Origin of the sequence: Bacillus cereus group sp. MYBK195-1, assembly GCF_051916605.1 — a bacterium.
Taxonomy (GTDB): domain Bacteria; phylum Bacillota; class Bacilli; order Bacillales; family Bacillaceae_G; genus Bacillus_A; species Bacillus_A cereus.
Map to the genome: position 1 here is coordinate 1,330,517 of NZ_JBQAGZ010000001.1, position 24,239 is coordinate 1,354,755.

Consider the following 24,239-nt stretch of genomic DNA (forward strand, 5'->3'; position numbering starts at 1 on the left):
TGTTAATTAAGTGTGTATCAATTAGACAGGAATTTTATTTCTCTACACCTATTTGATTTTACGGGCCAAATCATGTTAAAAGTAAGAAGAAAATTATTAAGTTAATGTTATTTTGTTTAAAATAACATCCCAATCGGAATCATCACCTTCCCATCTATCCTGATAACGTGGGAGTTCAATTGAACAAACCCGCGATATTCCCCAATTTTGTTCAACAATATTAGATATACCCTCCTTGAAATTAACAATAAGGATATTAAAATCCTTATTTGTAATTTTAGATAATACGTTTTGTAATTCAACCGCTTCATCTCGATTTCCCCAAATTCTAATGAATAAAATGGATTCACTACTATTTATTTTTTCAAGGAATTGATTAATTCTAGTGTCTAATTTAGCTTTAAAAGAAGGATAGGTTGATTTCAAATCCTTTTCTGAATTAATAGGAAAATCATGCATTGAAAAACAATTATAATAAGTGTCCTTTATACAGTAGGTAATTCGTTCTGCCCATTTAATTTGATTATCAAATTCTGATTCAATAAGACCGTAACTTTCTGAACCTTCTATAATCATATTTTCCAACTTCATAAATTTTTTAAATCGATTTTGAAGTAATCTGTTTACATCTGAAAGTGATGGATAATAAAACCAATCTAAAGGTCCATAAAATGTTCTTAAATTGTGTCTTTTGATTTGGTTGGTGACTTGACACAATCCTCCTAAACTTACAATTACGCCATAGGATTTTTGTATATCTTCTAGGTTCATCCTCATCATCCTTTATAAAAGTAATTTAAATTATCTGTTCAGTATATGATGCAATAACATATTGATGTGGACCTATATATCACAGTACATAGAGCTAAGACATTTGTATAAATTTAAAAAGTCAAATACCTAAGTTGAGGGATTTCATCTTTGATGTTATATCATGGAGTTACTATTGGAATGAAAGCTGGTAGGGATATTGCGCCAGAGTTATATTTTCTGCAGTAACTTAATTTAGAAAACTGTTCTTGATTACTGTAGTAAAATTGTTGTTTTTTAAACATTACTTATCCGGATTCATGAAAAGTATTTTAATGTATTATTTTATATAACAATATTTAGTTTTAATATTAAAACTAAAATATGGAAGTAACATAGGGGATTCACGCATATAGTAATGTTAATGATAAAATTAACAAAATTTTCATTTAAATCAGATAAAACTATGATGTTTTTAACTTATAATAATGTTACTACGATGAAAAAATGGCTACTAATTAGTTAATTTAAAAATCAATTTTAGATAGGAAGAGGATAATGAAGACCAGAGATAGTTATAAAATTATTGTAATTGGTGCTGGGACAGCAGGACTATCTTCTACTGCACATTTATTACGAAATGTACCCCTATTGAAAGAAAGTATAGCAATTATTGATCCATCAAAAAAACATTACTTTCAGCCACTATGGAGTTTAGTGGGGGGAGGAATTGTTTCAAAGGAAAGTACGATGCGTAATCAGGAATCGCTTATTCCAAAAGGGGCAACGTGGATCCCTAAAAGTGTTGTTAAGTTATTTCCATCTGAAAATAAGATACTTTTAGATGACGGACTGCTACTTGAGTATGAAATTCTTATTGTAGCAGCTGGTATACAAATAAATTGGGACAGTATTAAAGGCTTAAAAGAGTCTATTGGCACTAATGGGGTATGTAGTAATTATTCTTATACATATGTTGATTCTACTTGGAGAGAAATCGAAAAATTTAAAGGAGGAAATGCGCTTTTTACCCACCCTAATACTCCTATTAAATGCGGTGGTGCTCCACAAAAAATTATGTACTTAGCAGAGGAGTATTTTTGTAATAGTGGTGTAAGAAACAGAAGTGAAGTAATGTTTTATTCTGCAAACAATAACATATTTCAGGTTCCACGATATGCAAATACTTTAGAACAAGTACTAGAAAGAAAGCAAATTATAACGAATTATAATAAAAATTTAGTGGAAATTATCGCCGAAAAGAGAGAGGCAATTTTTGAAGATACGCAAACACTAAAAAGAGAAACCGTACCATATAGTATGATACATGTTGTTCCACCAATGGGGCCACCTAATTTTATTAAAGAGAGTGAGATAAGTAATCATCAGGGATGGGTAGATATAAGCCCTTATACTTTGCAGCATGTGCAATATAAAAATATTTTTGGACTTGGAGATTGTACCAATTTACCTACCTCTAAAACTGGAGCAGCAATTCGAAAACAAATCCCCGTCTTAAAACAAAATATTATGGACGTACTTAGCGGAAGAGATTTACAGGCTAAATATGATGGATATACATCATGTCCGATTGTTACAGGATATAAAAGTCTTATACTTGCTGAATTTAACTATGAACATGAGCCTCAAGAAACGTTTCCATTTAATCAAGCGAAAGAACGGTATAGTATGTTTTTACTTAAAAGATATATGTTGCCATATATGTATTGGAATTTAATGTTGAAAGGGATTCTATAGGAGAAGATAAAAAGTGGTTACAAAAATTGAAAATTAATTTGAAATAACTAATTGGAGGGAATAGCTATGCTTTTAAAATATTTTTATGATGAAAAATTAGCACATGCTTCCTATTTAGTCGGTTGTCAGAAAGAAGGCGTAGCAATCGTTATTGATCCTAGTCGCTATATAGAACAATATATAGAATTTGCTAAGAAAGAGGGGATGGAAGTAATTGCTGCGGCTGAGACTCATATTCATGCTGATTTTCTTTCCGGGTCTAGAGAACTTTCTAATCTTTACCATGCAAATTTATATGTATCTGATGAAGGAGATTGTGATTGGAAATATCAATATCTTAACGAAGGTCGATACAAATTGGTTAGAGAGGGCACAGAGTTTAAAGTAGGTCATATAAAATTTGATGTAATTCACACCCCAGGGCATACGCCTGAAAGTATTTCTTTTTTAGTAACGGATACAAGTCAAAATAATTATACGAATGATAAGCCGATAGGGATATTCACAGGTGATTTTATATTTGTAGGAGATATAGGAAGGCCGGATTTATTAGAAACTGCTGTCGGTATGAAAGATACTGCAAAAATAGGAGCGAAACAATTATTTGATTCTATACAAAAAATAAAAATACTTCCTGATTATTTGCAAATATGGCCATCACATGGTGCGGGAAGCGCATGTGGAAAAGCATTAGGAGCAATTCCAACTTCTACATTAGGTTATGAAAAGATGTTCAATTGGGCATTTCAGTGTAATGAAGAAAGTGATTTTATATCGACTTTATTGACAGGACAGCCAGAGCCTCCAAAGTATTTTTCATTAATGAAGAATTTAAATAAGTATGGTCCGCCAATTCGTAAGAAGAGAAAAAGTACTGCTATTAATACAGTAGAAGAACTTCAAGAAATTTTGAAGAGCGTTCATCAAATAGTTGATATAAGGGATGTAGAGAGTTTTGCTGCAGGTCATATCGAGAAGTCAATTAACATACCTTATAACAATTCTTTCACAACTTGGTGTGGATGGTTATTAGATTATAAAAAAGAAACTTTAATAATTCTAGATGAGGAAAAGGTTAAAGTAGAGGCGGTTATTAGAGAATTTGAATCTATTGGGTTAGATAATATTATTGCTTTTGCACCCTTAAAAGTAATACAAAGACTTGATAGATTTGAAAGTTACAAAGAAAAAACATCGATTGAATTATATCCGCATATAAAAGTTGGAAGCGTTAAGGTTATCGATGTGCGTAGTAAAAAAGAGTGGGAGGAAGGACACCTTCATGATGCAATACATATCACTTTAGGTAATCTATTTGAACAACTAGATTATATACCGAAAGATTTTCCAATAGTTTTGCAATGTCGAACCGGATTACGTTCCGCTATAGCAGCTAGTATTTTACAAAGAGCTGGTATAAAGGAAGTAGTGAATTTAAAGGGAGGATTTCTTGCATGGAAAGAAGAAGGGCTTCCTTATACAACATGCAATCTCAATGTGTAGGAAAATATTATATGCTAGGTAAGAATAATTAAAAGAAGTTATAGATGACGTGTTAGAAAAGGGAATCATAATTGTCGCAGATTCAGGAAATACATTAGGATTATTAATTGATTATCCAGTTAAATATGAAAATGTAATATTTGTTTTAGCATTAAATAATTTAACATTGGATCCATCTTTTATGGAATGGCAGTGTTGGAAGTACTTAGGTATTATCAATAAGAACCCAATTTAAAATTCTCTTGGATGCAAGAGAATTTTTTTATTGGGAATAGTAAGGGGGAGGGGAGGTGCATTACATATGGGAAAAGGTAGAAGTAATAATGCTGGTAAAAAGCAACCGAATTTTGATGATTCATCTAATTTTGCTAAACAAAGCCAACCGACAGAAAAGAAGAAGAAATAAGAACAGGAGCTCTCTTGATAAAGGGAGCTCCTGTTAAAAGTGGACTGACGTTTCAGAATAACATATCGATGGATTAACCCAATAGCCATAAATACAAGGTTTTAATTTTTACGAAGGGCACCTAATTTAATATTATTGTCCCGCTTTTTTATACGTATTGACGCGTTAAATCCATTTGAAATGCTCCTTAATGGCGTTGGGCGTGACCTTCATTAAAATTTTTTAAACCTAATGGGACTTACCATTAAGAGGGCGAGGATTAAAGTAATCCATGCATTACTATATGAAAACAATGCCATACCAGCCAATGATAATCCTGCAGCTGGAATAGGTAATCCCTTAAAATATCCAATAGTTGGTTTAATACTAAATTTAGCTAATCTTAAAGCACCCATTGTTGGGAATAGGATAAATGCCAAAGAAGTTAAAATAGAAGGTGTTGCTATCGTATGAAATAAAAGCGCAGGAGCGACGCCGAAACTAACAATATCAGCCAAGGAATCCAATTCTACGCCAAACTCACTGTTCACTTTTAATTTTCTCGCAATTCTTCCATCAAGAAAATCTAAAACAGCTGAAAAGAAAATGAGAATGGAGGCTGTTCCTAAATATTCACTCATATTCAAGGTGATTGAGAAAACACCGCACAATAAATTTCCAATCGTAAATAAATTCGGTATAACTTTTACAAGCTGATTAAACAAGTTTGTTCCTCCTAAATTAATTAAACTTCACATTTCTGTAGCAATTTCTATATATTCTTCCGTTATTCTTAAAAATATATGACCACTGTATTACTGTAAGCTAATTAAATTTCGATAAGAGAAAAATTGATTTCTTAAATGTTCCACGGGTTTATAAAAATGTTTAATCATTTTCAGTACGCGTTATTGAATATTAGCACCTGATAGTTGATATTTCGAGTAGTCAGGGATTTTCCGGTTCTGGTGCAAAAAATTAAAGGTAATTAAAAATAATCTCTAAAAAGGAGACATAATGATACTATTATTTTAAAAAGGTTCGTGGTTGGTATCGAATATAAAAAAAAGAATTTTTATACAAAAATCACCCGAAAGGGTGCCTTTTGTACCTCTTAAAATGACTGAAGATGTGTTTACTTGAGTTCATTAGGTAGTTAGAGGTTGATAGACTATCTTTAACGAAAATGTTGAGTAGTTCATCTTCATTATATATCAATTTAATAATGAATGGGGATTTAGAAAGTTCCATGGAAAGTACATATCAACCTGATTGGAAGATTGGAAATTTAATAACTGGTGATACATTTTACTTAACGCAACATTTTGGTGCGCAAATGAAAATTTTTAAAGTCCACACAAATGGTACCCTAGAACGATTCCAAACAATAGAACCAGAATTAAAATGAAATTTTTGTAGCATCAATTAAATTCATTTCTTTTTATGCAAACACACTTTCAGCGGAACTAACTTCTTCACTATTTTGCGCTGGAAAGACTTTATAAAAAATGGTTACGTTTTCTGATCTTGAAATAACCCTCTCAAATTGCAATCCTGCTTTTTCTAAAAGCTTTACTGCATCAACAATAGAAGTAATTGCTACAAAAGTTTTTCAAATAAAATTTATAAAAGCTTGATAGGTAATACCAAGGGAAAAGACCGTAGCTACTATATGTGCAGTCCATTTAGGCATATTTAAATTTAATACGGTATTGTACAACATTCCATATACGATACAAATGATTAATATGAATGCAATGAATTGAAGAACTAATAAAAATAGCGGTTGTTCCATTTATTCTCACTTCCTTTATTTGATATATTAATATAATTTATTTAAATGTGAAAGTTTTATTTCTATGAATTTCCAAAAAATGTGATATGAAAGGCATAGTAGTAATCACAAGAATTACTGCAAAACTATAAATGGAACTAAAAGTATTATGACGAGATCAGTAAAATAGTAAAGAAGGTCACCATTCACGGCGACCTTCTTTACTATGCGTTATACCCAAATAATTTTAAATCTTCTCCTGAATCTGAAATGATTTTCTCAAATCGTAATCCTACTTTTTCTAAAAGCTTTCCTGAGGCGATGTTATCTACAGAAGTAATTGCTACAATTCGTTTCATGCCGAGCTTTTGTACACCGTATTCGATTATCGCAGAAGCTGACTCGTAGCCATATCCTTTTGAACGGAATGTCTCTAAAAAGGCAAACCCGATATCAACGTCTTCTAATGAATCTCTTTTAATAAGGCCACACATACCAAGTGGAGTGAGATCTTTTTTTCGTTCTACTAAGTAAAGGCCGAATCCAAGTTTGTTATACATATCGATGGGACCGTTTACAATATAATTTTTTGCATCTTCTAAGTTACTAACTCCTTTGTCACCGATAAACTGAATCCATGCAGGATCGTTTACTAACTCAAGAATAAAAGGAGCGTCTTTTATATCAAACCAGCAAAGATTAAGACGTTCAGTTTCAAGAACTATCAATAATTACACCACCTTTAAAAAGTTATAACAATTAGTATGGATTGTGTAAAACAAAAGTGCAACATATTTTAATGGGGGTGTTTGTTCACATAAAGTTCGTTTGTTTTGTATAGAGAGATATCTTATAATTAGGATTGATTGTAAAGAGTGAGATGCTTATACAATGACTCCTAGGTGACTAGGAGTTTTTACTATATAACTATCATTATTACTAAATATGACACACTATACATTCTACTCAAGGAGGTACATAATGAAGAAATTATATAATGCATCGTTTACGTATTTGATTATCGGTTTATTATCAGGGATTTTCGCTAGGGAGTATGGTAAGTATAAAGGGATTTTAGGATCTACTTTGTTAAATCTTTTGCATACGCATACACTTGTACTTGGCTTTTTCTTCTTTTTAATTGCTTTAGGATTAGCAAAAGTATTCGCGTTTCATGAAGTGCAAGGGTTTAATAAGTGGTTTGTTTTACATAATATTGCATTAACATTAATGTTAGGTTCGCTAGCAGCGAGAGGGCTTCTTCAGTTAAATGGAGCTGACTTTAAAGGGTTAACTTATATTGTAGGATTTTCTCATTCGTTGATGGCAGTTACTTTAATTTGGTTTATGTTGTTAATAAAGAAATCGTTTAAAATGTAGTGAAAAAGAACTTGTAGCGTGTGCTGCAGGTTCTTTTTTGTATGTTCAGGTTTAATAATCTTATTTTTCTAATTATTTCGTATAAAGATGGTATACTTGTTTTAAAATTAAAAAGGAGAGTTGATTATGGAAATAACAATTGAACATGTAGTAAATGAATTAAAAGGCATACTTCCTGAAGATCGAGTAGTAATAAATATGACAGTACGAGAGTTACATAGTAAAGATGAATCTTACCATAGTAGTAGTTTGCCTGATGTAGTTGTTTTTCCAAAAACGACCGAAGAAGTTAGCGCGATAATGAAAATAGCGATTCAGCACGGAACAGCTGTCGTTCCATTTGGAGTAGGGTCCAGTTTAGAGGGACATGTAATTCCTTACGAAAAAGGAATTACAATGGACTTTTCTCTTATGAACAAAATACTTGAAATAAGAGAAAAGGATTTTCTTGTGAGAGTACAGCCAGGGGTGACGCGCTCTCAGCTTAATAAAGAATTGAAAAAGTATGGATTATTTTTTAGTGTAGACCCAGGAGCTGATGCAACGTTAGGAGGAATGGCTGCTACAAATGCGAGCGGAACGACAGCGGTAAAGTATGGGGTAATGCGTGATCAAGTTCGAGATTTAGAAGTCGTTCTTGCTGATGGAGGAGTAATACATACCGGGAATTTAGCGGCGAAGTCATCATCAGGTTATCATTTAAATGGTATTTTCATAGGCTCAGAAGGAACACTTGGATGTTTCACGGAGTTAACTTTAAAAGTATACGGTATACCAGAACATGTTATGGCTGCGAGGGCATCGTTTCCAACTATAAATGATGCAGTAGAAGCTGTAATTAACATATTACAAGCAGGTATTCCAATCGCGAGAATTGAACTCGTTGATGAATTATCTATGAAACAAGTAAATTATTACAATGAAACAAGTTACAGAGAAGAACCGACACTGTTTTTAGAGTTTCACGGCAATGAAGCAGGGTTAAAGCAAGATATTGAATTTACGAAAGAAATCGTTCTTGATCATAAATGTATAGAAATTGCGTTTGAGACGGAAACAGCAGCGAGAAATAAGCTGTGGGATGCAAGACATAACTTAGCGTACTCTTACGTGCATAGTTATCCTGGTAAAAAGCTAATGAGTACAGACGTATGTGTACCAATTTCGGAATTAGCTGGAGCGATTCAACATGCGAAAGAGGTATTACATAAAGTAGGGCTTATTGGCGGTATTCTCGGTCATGTTGGGGATGGGAATTTCCATGTACTCTTAATGATTGACACAAATGATAAGGAGGAAGTGAAGAAGGCAGACGAAATAAATGAAAGTATCGTTCAGTATGCTCTTAAACGAGGAGGAACGTGTACAGGAGAACATGGCGTTGGAATCGGAAAACGAAAGTATCAAGAAGAAGAACATGGGGCGGCATTATTTGTAATGGAGAAAATAAAGAAAGTTCTTGATCCGCAAAATATTTTGAATCCGAAAAAGGTGTTTCAATTAAAAGATAGGGGCTGAGTGGATGAAAGTACTAGAAGCGATAAGTAATATAGCTGGAAAGTATTTTGCATTTTGGGTTATTTGTATTGCAGCTATTGCATATTTCATTCCCGCGCCATTTCTCGGGTTAACTAGTTACATAACGATTTTACTTGGGGTTGTCATGTTTGGGATGGGATTAACATTGAAGGCTGTTGATTTCAAAATCATAGCTACAAAACCATTACCAGTTATTATCGGTGTATGTGCTCAGTTTATTATTATGCCACTTGTCGCATACGTACTAGCCTACGTTATGAATCTGCCAGCGGAATTAGCAGCTGGGTTAGTGTTGCTCGGTTCAGTACCGGGTGGCACTGCATCAAATGTTATGGTTTATTTAGCAAAAGGGAACTTAGCGTTGTCTATTGCAATGACTTCAGTATCAACGTTACTAGCACCAATTGCTACACCGCTCATTCTACTATTACTTGCAGGGCAATGGATGCCAGTAAATGCTATGTCCATGTTTCTTTCTATCGTACAAGTCATTATTGTGCCTATTATTTTAGGACTAGTAGTGAAAAAGTTTTTCCCTCATATCGTTAATAAAGGAATGACTGTTATTCCTTTAATATCAGTTGTAGCAATTATCATAATTGTTTCTGCAGTTGTTTCAGCAAATGTAAGTAGCATTACTTCTTCAGGACTTCTTATCTTTATTGCGGTGATGCTCCATAATGCTTTCGGTTTTTTGCTCGGATATATAACTGCGTTCGTACTTGGACTAGACGAAGGGACAAGAAGGGCTATTTCAATAGAAGTAGGAATGCAAAATTCAGGTTTAGGTGTTGCGCTGGCGACAGCACATTTTGGACCGGTTGCTGCACTCCCAAGTGTATTAGCGGCAGTATGGCATAACATTGCAGGGCCAATATTAGCAACCATCTGGTCAAAAAATACAAAGGATACTTTCAGCGATGAAAATGTATCAATAAATATAGAAAAATAGGAATGATAAATAATGCAAAAACGTATTGTACATTTTGAAGGAATGGTTGTATTTTTAGCCACGATTTATATGTATTCGATATATGAGTTTAGTTGGATTATATTTTTTGTATTCCTTTTAGCGCCGGATCTATCAATGTTAGCATATGGGATTAATAATCACGTTGGTGCGAAAATATATAATGTATGTCACACATATATCATATCCATATTAATTGTTCTAATAGGTGTCTATTTTAAGATAGATACCGTTATAATGATTGGCTTAATATGGACAGCACATATTGGAATGGATCGAATGTTTGGATATGGATTGAAATATGAGACGGATTTTAAGGATACTCATATTCAGAGGTTATAATTTGTTTTGAGAAGAGGGGTACGTTGAAGCAGAGAATTGCTATCGAAGAATATAATGTCAAATGGGAAAGTGAATTTAATAAGCTACAAACTCTCATTAACGATGTGATGGAAGACAGTATTGTATCTATTGAACATGTTGGGAGTACATCTGTTAAAGGGCTTGCATCAAAACCAATACTAGATATTGATGTTGTAATAGAAGAGTACGAAATTTTTCATGAGGTAGTAAAAAAACTTGAGAAGATAGGGTACTATCATCAGTTAGAATGGAGCTTTAAAGGAAGAGAGGCGTTTGGAAGAAAGGATACGTTCGTTCCATGGAACGAGGGAAATACAGTTTGGATGGAACATCATTTATATGTGTGTGATAAAAATAGTGAAGAGTTGAGAAGGCATATAGTGTTTCGAGATTACCTTCGTGAACATACTGAAGTAGCTAATGAGTATGGAAACTTGAAGGAAGAGTTAGCAAGAGAGTCGAAAAATCGATCTAGTTATATTGAGGGTAAGACCGTATTTATTACAAATATATTAGAAAAAATAAACTAAAGCAGCATGGAATACATGCTGCCTATTGTTTTGAAATAGAAAGCTGCCATTATAAAACAAATACAAACTGGCCCTGTTGATTGATGCGGTTACTAAATATAATAGGAAATAAAATAGAAAAGAGCGGAAAAGAGGGAGCTTATGTACATACCAAAATATTTCGCAATACAAGATGAAGAGATGAAGTACGAAATAATGGAACAAAATAGCTTTGCGACATTATTTTCTCAACATAACGGAGAACCATATGCAACGCACTTGCCGTTGTTATTAAATAGGGAGACCCTTACTTTACATGGTCACTTCGCACGGCCGAATGAACAGTGGAAAGATATTGGGACTCAGCAAGTACTAGCTATATTTCAAGGACCACATAGTTACATCTCTCCGTCATGGTATGAAACAAACAATGCAGTACCAACATGGAATTACGTTGCAGTGCATGTATATGGTGAATTAGAAATTGTTGAAGATGAGAAGACATTAGTAGATTCTCTTCAAGATTTAGTAAATAAATATGAAGATCCAGAGAGCACCTACTCACTTAATGATGTAGATCCGAATTATATGGGAGGATTAAGTAAGGGAATAGTTGGATTCAAAATAAAGATAAATAAAATAGAAGGAAAAGCGAAGTTAAGTCAAAATCATTCTGTAGAGAGACAGAATTTAGTTGTGGAGAAACTTGAGAAAGTTGGTAGTGAGGAGAGTAAGAGGATTGCGGAGTTGATGAGAAAATAAAGCCTACATGAAAGGGAAATATTCTAAATAAGCGTATTTAAAAAGACCTTCTTAATTGAAGGTCTTCCGTTTTTTAAAGTGCTTTTTCAGTTGTTGTTGAGTTGTAGTCTTTACTTACGTCAACGGATTGAACAAGGTCAGGTCTTTGTGGTGCAGGGGTGTCCCCAATGTTTAATGCTACATATCCTAACTGTGTTTTCGGTGTTTCTGAGGTGAAGCTTAATCCAAGAGTTGTGATGCTAATAACAGCTAAGCCAATGATGCTCAATTTAATCTTTTTCATTATATCAAAGCTCCCTTTTCTTCATGTTTTTTTCTTGCTTGATTGGCCATGTAAAAGTATTGACTAGCTTTTATATGGTCTTCTTTTTCATAAAACATATTTGCTAGAACATCAGTGTACTCTTGTATACATTCCCAAAGGTTTTCTGTTTTAAAGTAAGAAATTCCTTCCAAAATTATCATTTCTAAATCATTTATAGAAGTTTTATTATTTAGTTCTCTTAAAATCATGAAACGATATTGAAACTCTTTGTTTTCTAGTTTATTTGAAATGTTTAATCCTTTTTTTATAAGTTCTTTAGCCTGGGTATATTCTCCAAGCTTGTAGTATTCACGTGCTTCAACAAAAAGTGCTTTAAAGTGATTTGGTTGCTTAGTTGTAACCTCTGAAATATGACGCATTGCTAACTCTGAAAGGTTTTGACTTGCATATAGCCAAGCTAAATTATGTCGTACTCTTAATGATAAAGTCTCCTCTGAATACTTCTGTAGAATATTTAATGCTGAATCAAGTCTAATTTCAGCTTGTTCAAACTGTTTTAAATCAATACAAGATAAACCAAAGATGTTATCACACAAAGCAACATTAATTTCACAGTTTATATGTTTTGAAAAAATCGCTTTAGCTTCATTTGCAGATTGGATTGCTACTAATGGTTGATATGTTTGATAATAATAGGAAGCTAAGCGGTAGTTAAATTCAGCATTCTCTAGTTCGTCAGATACGTGTATTAGCAGCTTTTTAGCGTTCTCGAAAAGGTGTTTTGCTGTATTGTATTTTCCAATAATTGTATTGTGAATAGCCTTAAAAAAATGATAATAATAAGAAAATAGCCCATTCTCTGGAAGTGGGAAAGAATCAATTTTATTAAAATCATCTTTATTAATATTTAAACCATCTGTTAAAATTTTGTATCTGAAATTAAAAAGTGAATAATACAATTGTAGGTTTGTATCTTCTTCTGAATTAGAGATGATATTTTCAATATCTTTTTTTATTTTTGTTGCATGGGTAGTTTGATGCTGTAACATAGCTCTATACCAGTCATTAAATAATTTTGTAATTTGTTCATTACCTTGTAGTTGAACGTTCATGAAATCCCCTCACTTTTTGAATATTCTTATAAAATATAGTATCAAAAATAAAAATATTTAGAAATGATGTTTTATATTTCTCAATATTTGTTTAACAAGCTTACGAGTAAGTCTATTGGAATAGTGTAGAATTTGTTTTGGATTAAAGAAATGGCATCGGGGGATGTGCATTTTAAAGTTTTAGTTGAGTGGGGGATATAAAAAGGGTGCGTTCACACAATTTATATGAACGCACCTTTTTACATATTAAACAATCAAGTCCCACAAAAAGTACGATAAGGGCGATTCGTCGGTGCAGGCGGAATGCAGTATTCTTCTTGATCTGTAGAATACGCATAAGGGTTTGATAAAGCTTCAAGAAGTTTCTCCATTACGCTATAGTCTCCATTTGTAACAGCTGCTTCTAGTGCTTCTTCTACACGATGGTTCCTCGGGATGATTGATGGGTTATTATTTTTCATCATTTCGTAGGCGTTTTCTTTCGATTGTTCTTGTCTTTTTAATCGAGATTGCCACAGTTTGTACCAATCTTTATATTCAGGACTTTCAAATAGAGCTGTATTTTCGATAGCATCAAGAGTTAATGAACGGAATGTATTTGTGTAATCCGCTTTATATTTCTCCATCATTTTTAAAAGTTGCTCAATAAGTGATTGATCTTGTTCTTCGTTACTAAATAGTCCTAATTTCTTTTTCATTCCAAGGAACCATTGGTTTTCATACTGTACGCTAAATTTCGAAATTTCGTCTTGGGCGATTTTTAATGCTTCTTCTTCATCTTCGTGCAGAATTGGTATTAAAGATTCTGCTAATCGAGCGAGGTCCCATGCGGCCATATATGGTTGATTTCCATATGCATAACGGCCTTGTGTGTCAATAGAGCTAAATACGGTTCCTTGATCGTAATTGTCCATAAATGCACAAGGACCGTAATCAATTGTTTCGCCACTAATCGTTATATTGTCAGTGTTCATTACACCGTGAATAAATCCAACAAGTTGCCATTTTGCGATAAGACTAGCTTGTCTTTTAATGACTGCTTGTAGTAATGCAGTATATCGGTTTTCATGGGATTCAATTTCTGGGTAATGCCTTTTTATCGTATAGTCAGCTAGTGATTTCAGGTCCTCTATTGAACCACGAGCTGCAGCATATTGAAATGTACCGACGCGTATATGGCTACTAGCTACTCTAGTTAAAATTGCTCCAGGTAACTTTGTTTCACGATATGTTGCTTCACCAGTTGTGACAACTGCTAAACTACGAGTAGTCGGAATATCAAGTGCATACATTGCCTCACTAATGATATATTCACGTAGCATCGGACCGAGTGCAGCACGGCCATCTCCTCGGCGTGAATAGGGAGTAGGGCCAGAACCTTTCAGTTGAATATCGAAACGCTCACCTGAAGGAGTAATTTGTTCGCCAATTAAAAGAGCACGACCGTCGCCTAACATATTAAAATGTCCGAATTGATGGCCAGCATATGCTTGAGCTAATGGATGAGCTCCTTCTGGGAGTGCATTACCAGCGAAAATAGCAATTTCAGCTTCCTTTTTCAGTTCTTCAGGGGTCAAGCCAAGAGATATCGCTAATGAATGGTTTAGTTTAACTAACTCCGGTGAACTTACGGGAGTAGGGGGGATTTCTGTATAAAATGATTGTGGTAAAGTCGTATAACTATTATCTAAATTCCAACCTGTTTCATTATTTTTAGTCATTGTATCTCCTCCTTTTTGTATTTTAAGTTATGTATTTGTACGTATGTATTCTTTGTAAAGTTAACTAAAAGTATAATATAATATTTCCCCTTGCAATCTATTGTAAGGACTTCATTGCACTATGTCTATTTAACAGCAAATTTAAAACCTCCATTTTAAGAAAATGGAGGTTTTTATTATTATTTAATTTTTACAATTATTTTTCCTTTTGCTCTTCCAGACTCTGAATATTCCATTGCTTTTTGAGCATCTTCAAAAGGGAAAACTCGATCGATTACCGGTTTGATTTTTCCGGCTTCAATATAGTTTGCAATAGTACGTAATTGATCCCCGCTTGGCTTCATAAATAAAAATGAATATTGAGCATTATGCTTTTTTTCAAGTGCAGTAAGTTTTTTGCTGGCTAATGAAAATAAGAGAGTTTTAAAGAAGCCTGAACCAAATTCTTTACCGAAGCGAGCATTCGGCATACCTGAAACTGAAACAATGTTTCCTCCGCTTTTTATAATATTGAATGATTTTTCAAGTGTTGCACCGCCGATTGTATCAAATACCGCATCATAATTTTTTAGTATATCTTCAAATTTTTCTGTTTTGTAATTAATAATTTCATCTGCGCCAAGAGACGTTACTAAATTTTTACCAGCTTCACTAGCAGTCGTTGTAACAGTAGCACCCATTATTTTTGCTAACTGAATTGCGAAAGTACCAACACCACCGGATCCAGCGTGAATTAAAATCTTTTGTCCTTTTTGTAATTGCATGATGTCATGTAAAGCTTAATAGGAAGTTAAGCCAACGAGTGGAATCGAAGCCGCTTCCTCAAAACTTAAATTTTTTGGTTTTAAAGCAATATCATCTTCATGAATGGCTATATACTCCGCGAAAGTACCAATCTTATTTTTTCTTGGACGAGCATATATTTCATCACCGACTTTAAAATGAGTCACTTTTGATCCAACCTTCGTGATGACACCGGAAAAGTCATTCCCAAGGATTAGAGGCATTTCATATTTCAGTAACATTTTAACTTTTCCGTCGCGTATTTTAAAATCAATTGGGTTAATACTAGCTGCATGAATTTCTGCGAGCACTTCATACTCATTAATTTCAGGAGTAGGTACCTCTGCCATACACATTGGGACTTTTCCATAGCTATCAATTATCATTGCTTTCATTTCTTATACCTCCAAGTTTTAATAAAAGTTTTGCAATAGCTTCTCAATATCTAATACAAGATTTTTTAATAAACCTAATTTTGTACGTATATCAATATAATAAAAATTCTTTGTACCTTCTTTTCTCATTAAAATAATGCCAGCTTCTCGTAAAATCTTAAGGTGATGTGATACGGCTGGACGGGAAAGGTGTGTTTGCTTCGTGATTTCTCCTACACGTAATCCTGTTTGACATTCCGTTTCCATTAGCACTAATAAAATAGCCTGACGTGTTTCATCACCAATTGCCAATAATACTTTTTGAGAATCAATAAAATCTTTTTTTATAATATTTAATTGTTTTTGTTTATTCATTTCAATCACTTTGCCTCCAGGTAATTAGTCGAAAGGTTTAAGATGATGAACCATTACTTCGATACGGTAATGCTACATGATTGTTGCATGAGGTGCAATATTGAGAAAGAAAATCGAGACGAATGAATTTTTTATTGTTGAAAATTATAGGGAGATAGAAAAGGGATTGGAAGGATTACATAACACAATAGATGAAGTTTTAAAAACAAAAAATGATGTAACAATAAAATAAGCGGTCGTAACCTTGTATAATCCATAAGGTTACGACCGCTTATAATGTTTGTATTATTTTTGATTTTTACGATAGAACATGGTTCAACGTAAAGTACATTCTTTTGTTTTACACTTTCATACAGACACAATTCAGGTGGATTATAGATGTATGAAAAGGTAAAAGGAATTTTGGGGCGTAATCTATCTATATGATAATTCAAAATGAAATATAAGTCTATATTTTAATGTTTTTTTTGATTATATTTATGTCACTGAGCTCAGAACAATGATGTGGAGGGTAAATATATGAAATCGAATTATGTACCAGTTTTAATTGTTGGAGGGGGATTATCTGGGTTAGCGTCTGCGTTATTTCTTGCAAAACATAATATTGAGTACTTACTTATTGAAAGGCATCCGTCTACTGCCATTCATCCGAAAGCAGGCGGTCTTACTTTACGTACAATGGAGTTATTTCGAGAATTAGGCTTGGAAAAAAGAATTAAATTGGCAGGTAAAGCATTAGAGAACTGCAGAGGAAGAATAGCGGTTCATACAATAGCTGAGGCGAATAAAGAAGAATTGGAACAAATGAGAGCGACGCAATACGGAAACGATGAAGAGTTACTTCAAAAAATAGAAAAGATTAGTCCATCAAAACAAACTGCGTGTTATCAAATTATTTTAGAAGAGATGATGTTACAAGAAGTGAAAACATTAGGCGAGCAACTATCTTTTTATCATGAATTAGTTTCATTTGAACAAAATGAAAACGGGGTAAAAGCAACGATTCGAAATCGTGAAACAGAAAAAGAAAGTGTCATACATTGTGACTATGTAATTGCAGCGGATGGAGCGAAAAGTAAAATACGTGAGCAGTTAGGGATTAAAACTGAGGGTCGTGGAACCATTGGTGGCTATTATATGAATATTTATTTTGAAGCTGATTTAAGTGAGTTTATACAAGGAGATGCATTCGGTTTTTCGATGGTACTTCATCCGGAGGTTCTTGGTGCACTTATCCCGGTTGATAACGTAAAAAAATGGATTTATCATGTAGCCTACGATCCATTAAAAGGAGAGGGGCTAGAGGACTTCACTATAGAACGTTGTAAACAAATTATTCAAATAGCAATTGGAAGTACAAATGTTGAATCAAAAATATTAAGTGTTTTACCGTGGGAAGCAGCCGAAAGTACAGCGGTGAAATTTCAAGGAAATCGAACCTTTTTAGTTGGCGATTCTGCACATATTATGCCGCCAACAGGAGGATTTGGTTCAAATACAGGAATACAAGATGCGCACAATCTAGCTTGGAAATTAGCGGCTGTTATAAAAGGGAAGGCAAAACCAAAATTGTTAGAAACATATCATGAGGAGAGACACTCTGTTGCAAAATTAACGACAGCTTATGCAAGTAGTTTACTGTTTCGTGCTGCGAATAGAGAGGAAGGCAGTTTGAATAATATGGATGGTTTAGCTGTTACAGTTGGATATCAGTATTGTTCAGAAGCGATTATAGATGATTCAGTCACTCCGCATAGAATGGATAGCATAGAGTTGAACGGAAGACCTGGAACGCGAGCGCCACATTTATGGGGAACGTATGAGGGGAAGAAAGTTTCTACATTAGATTTATTCGGTAACAGTTTTGTATTACTTACAGGAGTAGAAAATAGTTCTTGGGCTGAGGCAGCACATACTGTTTCAGCTAAATTAGGAATAAATATAAAAGGGTATCGTGTTGGCTTAAGTGGAGACTTTATTGTTCCAGAAGATATTTTTAGTAAATTATATGGTATAGAGAATGGAGGTGCTGTATTAATTAGACCAGATGGCTTTATAGGATGGCGTTCGGAAAAAACGGTAGTAAATCCAGATATAGTATTGGAAGAGGTAATGAGAAATTTTTTATGTGATTTTTGAGTAACTACAGAAATATTGTTTTATGTGCTTCACTGTACTGAAAAAAATATTCACAAATTTCAATAGGTTTGATATGATTAAATTCGACAAGTTAATAGAGGCCGGAGATATTTGAGAAAAGCCATAAATTTATTTAGGGACACAGGAGTGTATTCTAAATAATTTATGGCTTTTTTTATTGAATGAACCGTACAAAATAGGGAGTTACATGTGAAAAGGAGGGCTATAGAAATTAAATAGGATAATACTAGTTTTCTATATTAATAATATAGAAAACATTTGTAAGGTTGGAATTTTAATATAGGTTTATAAAAATAATGAAAGTGTGTCTTCTATTTCGTGTAAATCTCATTAGCTTGTTGAAATTTGCAACGTAGGAAGGATTAGAAGGATGAGAAAGATTATTAGCGTTTTAGTTATTTTCTTTATGACGGGAAGTATCTTTGTTGGGGGAGCTGTTCATGCGAAAGCAGAAGGGAAGCATGAATGGAATATGAATAAGCTTTTAAATATTGCACATCGCGGAGCAAGTGGACATGCACCTGAGCATACTTTTGCTTCTTATGATTTAGTTAAAAAAATGAAAGCGGATTATTTAGAGTTAGATATTCAATTAACAAAGGATGGCCAATTAATTGCAATGCATGATACAGCAGTTGATCGCACTACAAATGGAACAGGCGAAGTACGCGATAAAACGTTAAGTGAAATAAAGAGTTTAGATGCAGGATCATGGTTTAATAAAGCGTATCCAGAAAAGGCTAAGCAAGAGTATGTTGGGCAAAAGGTTCCAACTCTTGAAGAAATCTTCCAAAAGTATGGAAGAAGTATGAAGTATTATATTGAAACAAAATCACCAGATGTGTATCCAGGAATGGAAGAGAAATTGTTGGCGCTGTTACAAAAATATAATTTAGTAGGCCAAAACATGTCTTCTAGCCGTGTTATGATTCAATCATTTAGTAAAGATAGTTTGAAAAAGATTCATAGTATGAATGAAAATATTCCGTTAGTTCAATTGCTTTGGTATTATCCAAATGAAAACAATGAAATTGTTGAATGGTCTGGCATTACACATGAACCGAAAAGTGTAACGAATGATGATTTTCAAGAAATTAAAAAGTATGCAGCTGGTATTGGACCAAACTTACGTAATGATAACGGAGAACTAATTATTGATGAGTCATATATGAAAATGGCTAGAAAAAATGGACTGTTAATTCACCCTTATACAATTAATGAGAAACCAGATATGAGACTGTTAATCAAATGGGGTGCTACAGGAATGTTTACAAATTATCCGGATCGATTACATAGTGTATTGAAGGGAAAATAAGTGGAAAAGGGTATACCAGTGTTTTAGGTATACCCTTTTTAATTTAACTCCCCGATAAATGTAATCTCTTTTTCATAGCATTCATCTACATCATAAATAATTTCTTGAAAGTGAAGCGTTTTGAAGGAATGACAAACTGACATTTCCCATGTCTCCCAAAAATCAATTTCATTTGAAAGAAGAATCCATTTTTGAAATTCACTATTTCTATTAAAGAAATTATGAAAGTAGTCCTCATTTTTAAATATAATGATTTGCGAATCCCACAAATTATTTATAGAAATTAAAACAACAACTCGATATGTATGTGTATCGCTTGGTTTCATATTTATTAAATGATTTGCTTGATTTAATAAGGTTTGAATACATAACCGTTTTACTTTTCTAGGTGTTTTACGAGAGTCAATAAAAGCTTGCGAAACTGGCAATAGCATATTCCAATATTCATCGTTATAGAAAGTAGAAGGGAACGTTTTTGTATGTTCCTCAATTCGCTTTATCATAGTGTTTGTTTTTCGTTTCATACCACGTATTTTCTTTTCACGCATTGTGAGTCATCTCCATAAATTTTTGTAATGCAGCAGAGTGATATATATCTTTTCTAGTAATAAAAGTAGTAGGAACTTTTTTGAAGCTATTTGGTAAAGGGTTGAATGATACGTCATGTTGATGACCATTTAAAATAGACTTCATCATAATTGCTATGCCCATACCTGATTTTACACATGCGAGTATCGCTTCAATTGTTCCAAACTCAAATACTCGCTTAGGTGAAATTCCTTCTTCTTGAAGCCAATCTTCTAATAAATTTCTATAATAGCACCCGTGACTAAATGCAAGTAAATTCATGTCTCCTATGTCTTTAAAGGAAGATAAAGGCTTTTTGCTAATGAGAACTAATTCTTCTTCACGAAATATATTTGTATGAAGTTCGGCATGCTGAGTAGAGCCAGCTATAAACGCTCCATCCAGTTTTCGTTCTAGTACAAGCCTAATCAATTGTTCTGTCGTATTTGATTCTAAAATCAATTCGATTTTTGGATATTTTTCATAATAGGCCGTTAATATAGATGGAAGTCTTACAGCGGTTGTAGATTCTGTACATCCAATTTTTAAAGTGCCTCTTGGTTCAATCCCATTACTTTGAACTGCTTTAACAGATTGATCCATTAAGTGGATAATTTGTTTGGCGTATGTTAATAAAATCTCACCGTTAGAAGTTAAAGTTACACCTTTTCCGTTTCGGTAAAATAAAGGCACACCTAATTCGTTTTCTAGTTGTTTCATACGCATTGTTACGCCAGACTGTACATAGTTTAAATTTTGAGCTGCGTGAGATATGTTTTTTTCTTTCGCAACTTCGAAAAATACAGTTAAATCTTTTATATCCAAGTATCATCCCTCCAGAAAAGGTATCATTTTTTTTGATGGATTACATGATAAATCTTTATTTTATATAATATCAGAACTTTCATACAATGGAAGGGGATGGAGGGATCATTGTGTTAATGGAAGAAAGGGTGAATAGTACTTATAAGTGGGTTATGTTAATTTTTGCGACGGTTGCTCAAACAACAGCAACACTTATAACGTATGGTGTTGGAGCGTTTGCTTTATTTTGGAAAGAAGAATATGCACTTACGAATACGGAGATCGGATTGTTAGTAAGTGTTGTAAATATAGGGCCGCTATTTTGTATGCTTTTTGTCGGGCGGCTACTTGATCAATACAATGAAAAGTTGTTAATTTCGATAAGTTCATTTTTATTAGGAGGTTCGTTTTTACTGACTAATATGGTCAATGGATTTAATGGGTTACTTTTTGTACTTTTATTAGTAGGAACGTTTTATAGTGTTTCGCAGCCAGGAGGAAGTAAGGTGATAATGAAGTGGTTCTCAAAAGAAAATCGCGGGTTAGCGATGGGAATTAGACAAGCCGGTATACCGATTGGTGGTACATTAGCGGGAGTGTTGATCCCGTTTCTTACAATAAAATATAATATGGCTTACGCGGTAAATAGCATTGCATGTATTTGTATAATTGGAGGGTTTTTATTTTTTATATTTTATAAGGAACCATATATTCAAGAGAAAGTTAAACAAGAACGTAGTAAACTTTCTTTTTGGATGCAGTTAAAAGAAGTGATGTGTAAAAAAGAGTTGTATGCAATTTATATAACTGGCATTTGTATGATTTCATTGCAAATGGTGTTAGTTGCACACTTTATAAAATTTTTAGTATTGAAACAATCAATCACGCCAATTTTAGCTGGAAAAGTATTTTCCGTTATGTTCTTTTCTGGAATGGTTGGTAGGGTTATATTAGCAGCTACTAGTGATTTGTTTTATAAGGGAAATCGGCGTATCCCCTTATTTATAACTGTTTGTATTTCTATTTTCTTCATTCTAATATTAGTAATGAGCATACATACAATAACGAATGTATTGTATGGTGTAAGTGCATTGTTAGGTTTCTTTTCAATTGGATGGTTTAGTCTTTATATAGCTGAAGTTGCGGAATCAGCAAGTGAAGAATCAGTAGGGATGACAGTGAGTTTTGCACTTACATTAAATCAAATTGCCATTATTGTTGCGCCTGCTTTATTTGGTTATATTGTAGATAAGAAGGGATATACGTATGCGTGGTTATGCATAGTTGTATTACTAACTATTTCAGCGGTCAGCTTATATAGGAAGTATAGAAAATGAAGGAATGGTAGCAATGTAAATTTTTTATGAAGAAAGTCTAAAGAAATGTTGAATGAGCGACATTTCTTTTTTTATTTGTTGTATAATCAAAATGTAAATGAGATTCGTTTTCAATTTCGTTCATTGCCTCTTTTGAAATTACCTGTAATTTTAGCCATAATTACCTGTTTTTCTTTATCGTTATTTGCATGATTTATTTTATTTAAAAATTTTTCAGCATCATTTCCTTTTAATATCACAATCTATTTTCCGTAATATTCAATTAATAACATGTTATTTTTTGTTATCCGATAATGAAACATCTTATCATCTAAACGATTGCGTTTATCGGTGTTTTTCATAGTACATCTCCATTCTTTTTAGTATGTAACAAATGTTACAAAAGAATTTGAAATTATAGTGTAATGCATCCGATTGTATGTTGGAAATTTTGCAAGAAAGAAATACAATAGAGAGTAGTCAAAATTGAAAATGAGAAAAAGGAATCTAGTTTTAACAGAGTGAATATTAAATAATATTATAATATACTTGATAATTAAAAGATATAAAATAGAATGGATATACGTTAAGTGAAACTAGATAAAAGAGGGTTCCTAGTATGTTAAAGAAATGGTTAATCATTTTCTTTATTTTTGCTGTTTTTTGTGGAAGTGTTGTTACACTAATACATGCAAATAAAGGAAAAAAATATGATGCAAAGGCATTTTCTAATGTAAATAGTAAGCAAAAAGATGTTAAGCAGGAAATTGATGCGAATGAGAAAAAGCGTTATGAAATTGCAGCTGGAAAACTAGATCAGTACTTAAAAGATAAAGGATTTAATGGGAGTGTTCTTGTAGCAAGTAAAGGTCATGTCATTTTACGAAAAGGCTACGGTTATGCGAATGTGAAAGATCAAGTATTAACAACGCCAAGAACGAAATATCGCATTGGCTCTATTACGAAAACAGTTGTTGCAATATCTATTATGCAACTAAAAGAAAAAGGGAAGTTGAACATTGAAGACAATGTAAATAAATATATCCCATCGTTTCCAGCAGATAAAAACATTACGTTACGAAACTTGTTAACACATACGTCTGGATTACCAGAACAGGGACAAGGTAGTGTTGACGCAGCATCACGGTTAAAATTAGTAACGTGGATTGGGGCACAAACGTTACAATTTCCAGCAGGGACAGGATGGAAATATACAGATTATAATTATATGGTGCTTGCATATATTGTAGAAAAAATATCAAATAAACCACTTGCTGAATATGTGAAAGAAAATATTTTGACTCCTGTTGGAATGAATGAATCTGGAATGGGCGCAACACTCCCAGAAGATATTTTCTTAGCAGAAGGGTATACGAAAAAAGATAATAAGTTAATAGCCACACCTCGCTTAAAAATGAACTGGCTGTATGGTTGTGGTGAAATGTATACGACTGTTGAAGATATGAAAAAGTTAGATGAAGCTATTATGGATGGTAAACTACTTTCTAAACAAAGTGTATCAGATATGTTTTCTGCATCACCTGCAAGAAAATATGGATTTAGTTTCTATATTTATCCAGATTATTATCATAACCACGGTGTATTAGCTGGCTGGAACACTTTTAATAATTTTAACTGGGATAAACGAACGTTTGTCATATTATTTTCTAACGTCCAAAATGGTATGAATGATGCATTTAATCAAGAATTTAGGAAAATGGCGAATGATTTAATAGAAGGAAAATAATTATAAA

General features: G+C 33.2%; 25 protein-coding genes and 1 pseudogene. 14 read left to right on the top strand and 12 right to left on the bottom strand.

The genetic code is table 11. From position 1 onward, the window contains the following. Window positions 1-96: 96 nt before the first annotated feature. Window positions 97-771, bottom strand: coding sequence for a papain-like cysteine peptidase (locus ACTFRY_RS06995; protein WP_098617186.1), 675 nt, complete (start codon window positions 769-771; stop codon window positions 97-99). Window positions 772-1,308: 537 nt separating this feature from the next. On the opposite strand from ACTFRY_RS06995, the gene ACTFRY_RS07000 reads away from it, so the two are divergent. Both ACTFRY_RS07000 and ACTFRY_RS07005 read left to right on the top strand, forming a co-directional pair. Then, window positions 1,309-2,508 (top strand): FAD/NAD(P)-binding oxidoreductase, encoded by a 1,200-nt coding sequence (locus tag ACTFRY_RS07000; RefSeq protein ID WP_086423513.1) that lies wholly within the window; start codon window positions 1,309-1,311, stop codon window positions 2,506-2,508. Between the two features lie 66 nt (window positions 2,509-2,574). After that, window positions 2,575-4,011, top strand: coding sequence for an MBL fold metallo-hydrolase (locus ACTFRY_RS07005; RefSeq protein ID WP_086423512.1), 1,437 nt, complete (start codon window positions 2,575-2,577; stop codon window positions 4,009-4,011). A gap of 618 nt (window positions 4,012-4,629) precedes the next feature. On the opposite strand, the gene pssA is transcribed toward ACTFRY_RS07005, so the two are convergent. Further along, window positions 4,630-5,121, bottom strand: coding sequence for a CDP-diacylglycerol--serine O-phosphatidyltransferase (gene pssA, locus ACTFRY_RS07010; RefSeq protein ID WP_000483083.1), 492 nt, complete (start codon window positions 5,119-5,121; stop codon window positions 4,630-4,632). Window positions 5,122-5,621: 500 nt separating this feature from the next. On the opposite strand from pssA, the gene ACTFRY_RS07015 reads away from it, so the two are divergent. Next, window positions 5,622-5,804 (top strand): DUF5065 family protein, encoded by a 183-nt coding sequence (locus tag ACTFRY_RS07015; protein ID WP_044795318.1) that lies wholly within the window; start codon window positions 5,622-5,624, stop codon window positions 5,802-5,804. A gap of 204 nt (window positions 5,805-6,008) precedes the next feature. Here the strand turns inward: ACTFRY_RS07015 and ACTFRY_RS07020 are convergent, their stop codons facing one another. Both ACTFRY_RS07020 and ACTFRY_RS07025 read right to left on the bottom strand, forming a co-directional pair. Continuing rightward, window positions 6,009-6,191 (bottom strand): hypothetical protein, encoded by a 183-nt coding sequence (locus tag ACTFRY_RS07020; protein WP_000437513.1) that lies wholly within the window; start codon window positions 6,189-6,191, stop codon window positions 6,009-6,011. A 203-nt stretch (window positions 6,192-6,394) separates the two neighbouring features. Next, entirely contained in the window at window positions 6,395-6,898 is a 504-nt protein-coding gene (locus tag ACTFRY_RS07025; protein ID WP_098617187.1) for a GNAT family N-acetyltransferase, read from the bottom strand. Window positions 6,899-7,151: 253 nt separating this feature from the next. Here ACTFRY_RS07025 and ACTFRY_RS07030 point away from each other — a divergent pair, with 253 nt between their 5' ends. The 6 genes from ACTFRY_RS07030 to ACTFRY_RS07055 all read left to right on the top strand — a co-directional run bounded on the left by ACTFRY_RS07030 (window position 7,152) and on the right by ACTFRY_RS07055 (window position 11,693). Beyond that, window positions 7,152-7,550, top strand: a complete 399-nt coding sequence (locus ACTFRY_RS07030) for a DUF2871 family protein (protein WP_000737896.1) — start codon at window positions 7,152-7,154, stop codon at window positions 7,548-7,550. 126 nt (window positions 7,551-7,676) lie between these two features. Then, window positions 7,677-9,068 carry an FAD-binding oxidoreductase gene (locus tag ACTFRY_RS07035; protein WP_044795245.1) on the top strand — a complete coding sequence of 464 codons (1,392 nt, stop codon included), beginning with the start codon at window positions 7,677-7,679 and terminating at the stop codon, window positions 9,066-9,068. A 4-nt stretch (window positions 9,069-9,072) separates the two neighbouring features. Further along, entirely contained in the window at window positions 9,073-10,041 is a 969-nt protein-coding gene (locus ACTFRY_RS07040; protein ID WP_086423475.1) for a bile acid:sodium symporter family protein, read from the top strand. 12 nt (window positions 10,042-10,053) lie between these two features. After that, complete coding sequence (locus ACTFRY_RS07045; protein WP_001172063.1) at window positions 10,054-10,401, top strand: DUF4260 domain-containing protein; 348 nt, start codon at window positions 10,054-10,056, stop codon at window positions 10,399-10,401. Between the two features lie 23 nt (window positions 10,402-10,424). Continuing rightward, the gene (locus ACTFRY_RS07050) at window positions 10,425-10,952 is read left to right on the top strand and encodes a GrpB family protein (protein WP_016118409.1); all 528 of its coding nucleotides are present in this window, start codon (window positions 10,425-10,427) and stop codon (window positions 10,950-10,952) included. Window positions 10,953-11,093: 141 nt separating this feature from the next. Next, window positions 11,094-11,693, top strand: coding sequence for an FMN-binding negative transcriptional regulator (locus tag ACTFRY_RS07055; protein ID WP_000275795.1), 600 nt, complete (start codon window positions 11,094-11,096; stop codon window positions 11,691-11,693). Between the two features lie 73 nt (window positions 11,694-11,766). Here ACTFRY_RS07055 and ACTFRY_RS07060 read toward each other — a convergent pair whose 3' ends face one another. The 5 genes and pseudogenes from ACTFRY_RS07060 to ACTFRY_RS07080 all read right to left on the bottom strand — a co-directional run bounded on the left by ACTFRY_RS07060 (window position 11,767) and on the right by ACTFRY_RS07080 (window position 16,332). Beyond that, the gene (locus ACTFRY_RS07060) at window positions 11,767-11,976 is read right to left on the bottom strand and encodes a hypothetical protein (protein WP_000721431.1); all 210 of its coding nucleotides are present in this window, start codon (window positions 11,974-11,976) and stop codon (window positions 11,767-11,769) included. Beyond that, window positions 11,976-13,070 (bottom strand): hypothetical protein, encoded by a 1,095-nt coding sequence (locus ACTFRY_RS07065; protein WP_016118408.1) that lies wholly within the window; start codon window positions 13,068-13,070, stop codon window positions 11,976-11,978. The genes ACTFRY_RS07060 and ACTFRY_RS07065 overlap by 1 nt, the downstream gene beginning before the upstream one ends. Before the next feature lie 254 nt (window positions 13,071-13,324). Continuing rightward, complete coding sequence (locus ACTFRY_RS07070; protein ID WP_016118407.1) at window positions 13,325-14,791, bottom strand: protein adenylyltransferase SelO; 1,467 nt, start codon at window positions 14,789-14,791, stop codon at window positions 13,325-13,327. 179 nt (window positions 14,792-14,970) lie between these two features. Continuing rightward, window positions 14,971-15,969: pseudogene (locus ACTFRY_RS07075) on the bottom strand (NADP-dependent oxidoreductase). Between the two features lie 18 nt (window positions 15,970-15,987). Beyond that, a complete protein-coding gene (locus ACTFRY_RS07080; RefSeq protein WP_000571893.1) occupies window positions 15,988-16,332 on the bottom strand; it encodes an ArsR/SmtB family transcription factor in 345 nt (114 codons plus the stop codon). A 91-nt stretch (window positions 16,333-16,423) separates the two neighbouring features. On the opposite strand from ACTFRY_RS07080, the gene ACTFRY_RS07085 reads away from it, so the two are divergent. The 3 genes from ACTFRY_RS07085 to ACTFRY_RS07095 all read left to right on the top strand — a co-directional run bounded on the left by ACTFRY_RS07085 (window position 16,424) and on the right by ACTFRY_RS07095 (window position 19,798). Beyond that, entirely contained in the window at window positions 16,424-16,555 is a 132-nt protein-coding gene (locus ACTFRY_RS07085; protein WP_001227549.1) for a hypothetical protein, read from the top strand. A gap of 287 nt (window positions 16,556-16,842) precedes the next feature. Further along, entirely contained in the window at window positions 16,843-18,462 is a 1,620-nt protein-coding gene (locus tag ACTFRY_RS07090) for an FAD-dependent oxidoreductase (RefSeq protein WP_098617188.1), read from the top strand. 391 nt (window positions 18,463-18,853) lie between these two features. After that, window positions 18,854-19,798, top strand: coding sequence for a glycerophosphodiester phosphodiesterase (locus ACTFRY_RS07095; RefSeq protein WP_016118404.1), 945 nt, complete (start codon window positions 18,854-18,856; stop codon window positions 19,796-19,798). A 38-nt stretch (window positions 19,799-19,836) separates the two neighbouring features. Here ACTFRY_RS07095 and ACTFRY_RS07100 read toward each other — a convergent pair whose 3' ends face one another. Both ACTFRY_RS07100 and ACTFRY_RS07105 read right to left on the bottom strand, forming a co-directional pair. After that, window positions 19,837-20,346, bottom strand: coding sequence for a DUF3916 domain-containing protein (locus tag ACTFRY_RS07100; RefSeq protein ID WP_016118403.1), 510 nt, complete (start codon window positions 20,344-20,346; stop codon window positions 19,837-19,839). After that, window positions 20,339-21,190 (bottom strand): LysR family transcriptional regulator, encoded by an 852-nt coding sequence (locus ACTFRY_RS07105; RefSeq protein WP_016118402.1) that lies wholly within the window; start codon window positions 21,188-21,190, stop codon window positions 20,339-20,341. The genes ACTFRY_RS07100 and ACTFRY_RS07105 overlap by 8 nt, the downstream gene beginning before the upstream one ends. Before the next feature lie 86 nt (window positions 21,191-21,276). Here ACTFRY_RS07105 and ACTFRY_RS07110 point away from each other — a divergent pair, with 86 nt between their 5' ends. Next, window positions 21,277-22,506 (top strand): MFS transporter, encoded by a 1,230-nt coding sequence (locus tag ACTFRY_RS07110; RefSeq protein WP_033694186.1) that lies wholly within the window; start codon window positions 21,277-21,279, stop codon window positions 22,504-22,506. 110 nt (window positions 22,507-22,616) lie between these two features. Here ACTFRY_RS07110 and ACTFRY_RS07115 read toward each other — a convergent pair whose 3' ends face one another. Next, complete coding sequence (locus ACTFRY_RS07115; RefSeq protein WP_307863089.1) at window positions 22,617-22,748, bottom strand: ABC transporter ATP-binding protein; 132 nt, start codon at window positions 22,746-22,748, stop codon at window positions 22,617-22,619. 356 nt (window positions 22,749-23,104) lie between these two features. Between ACTFRY_RS07115 and ACTFRY_RS07120 the strand changes: the two genes are divergently transcribed. Further along, the gene (locus ACTFRY_RS07120; RefSeq protein ID WP_016118398.1) at window positions 23,105-24,232 is read left to right on the top strand and encodes a serine hydrolase domain-containing protein; all 1,128 of its coding nucleotides are present in this window, start codon (window positions 23,105-23,107) and stop codon (window positions 24,230-24,232) included. Window positions 24,233-24,239 lie beyond the last annotated feature (7 nt).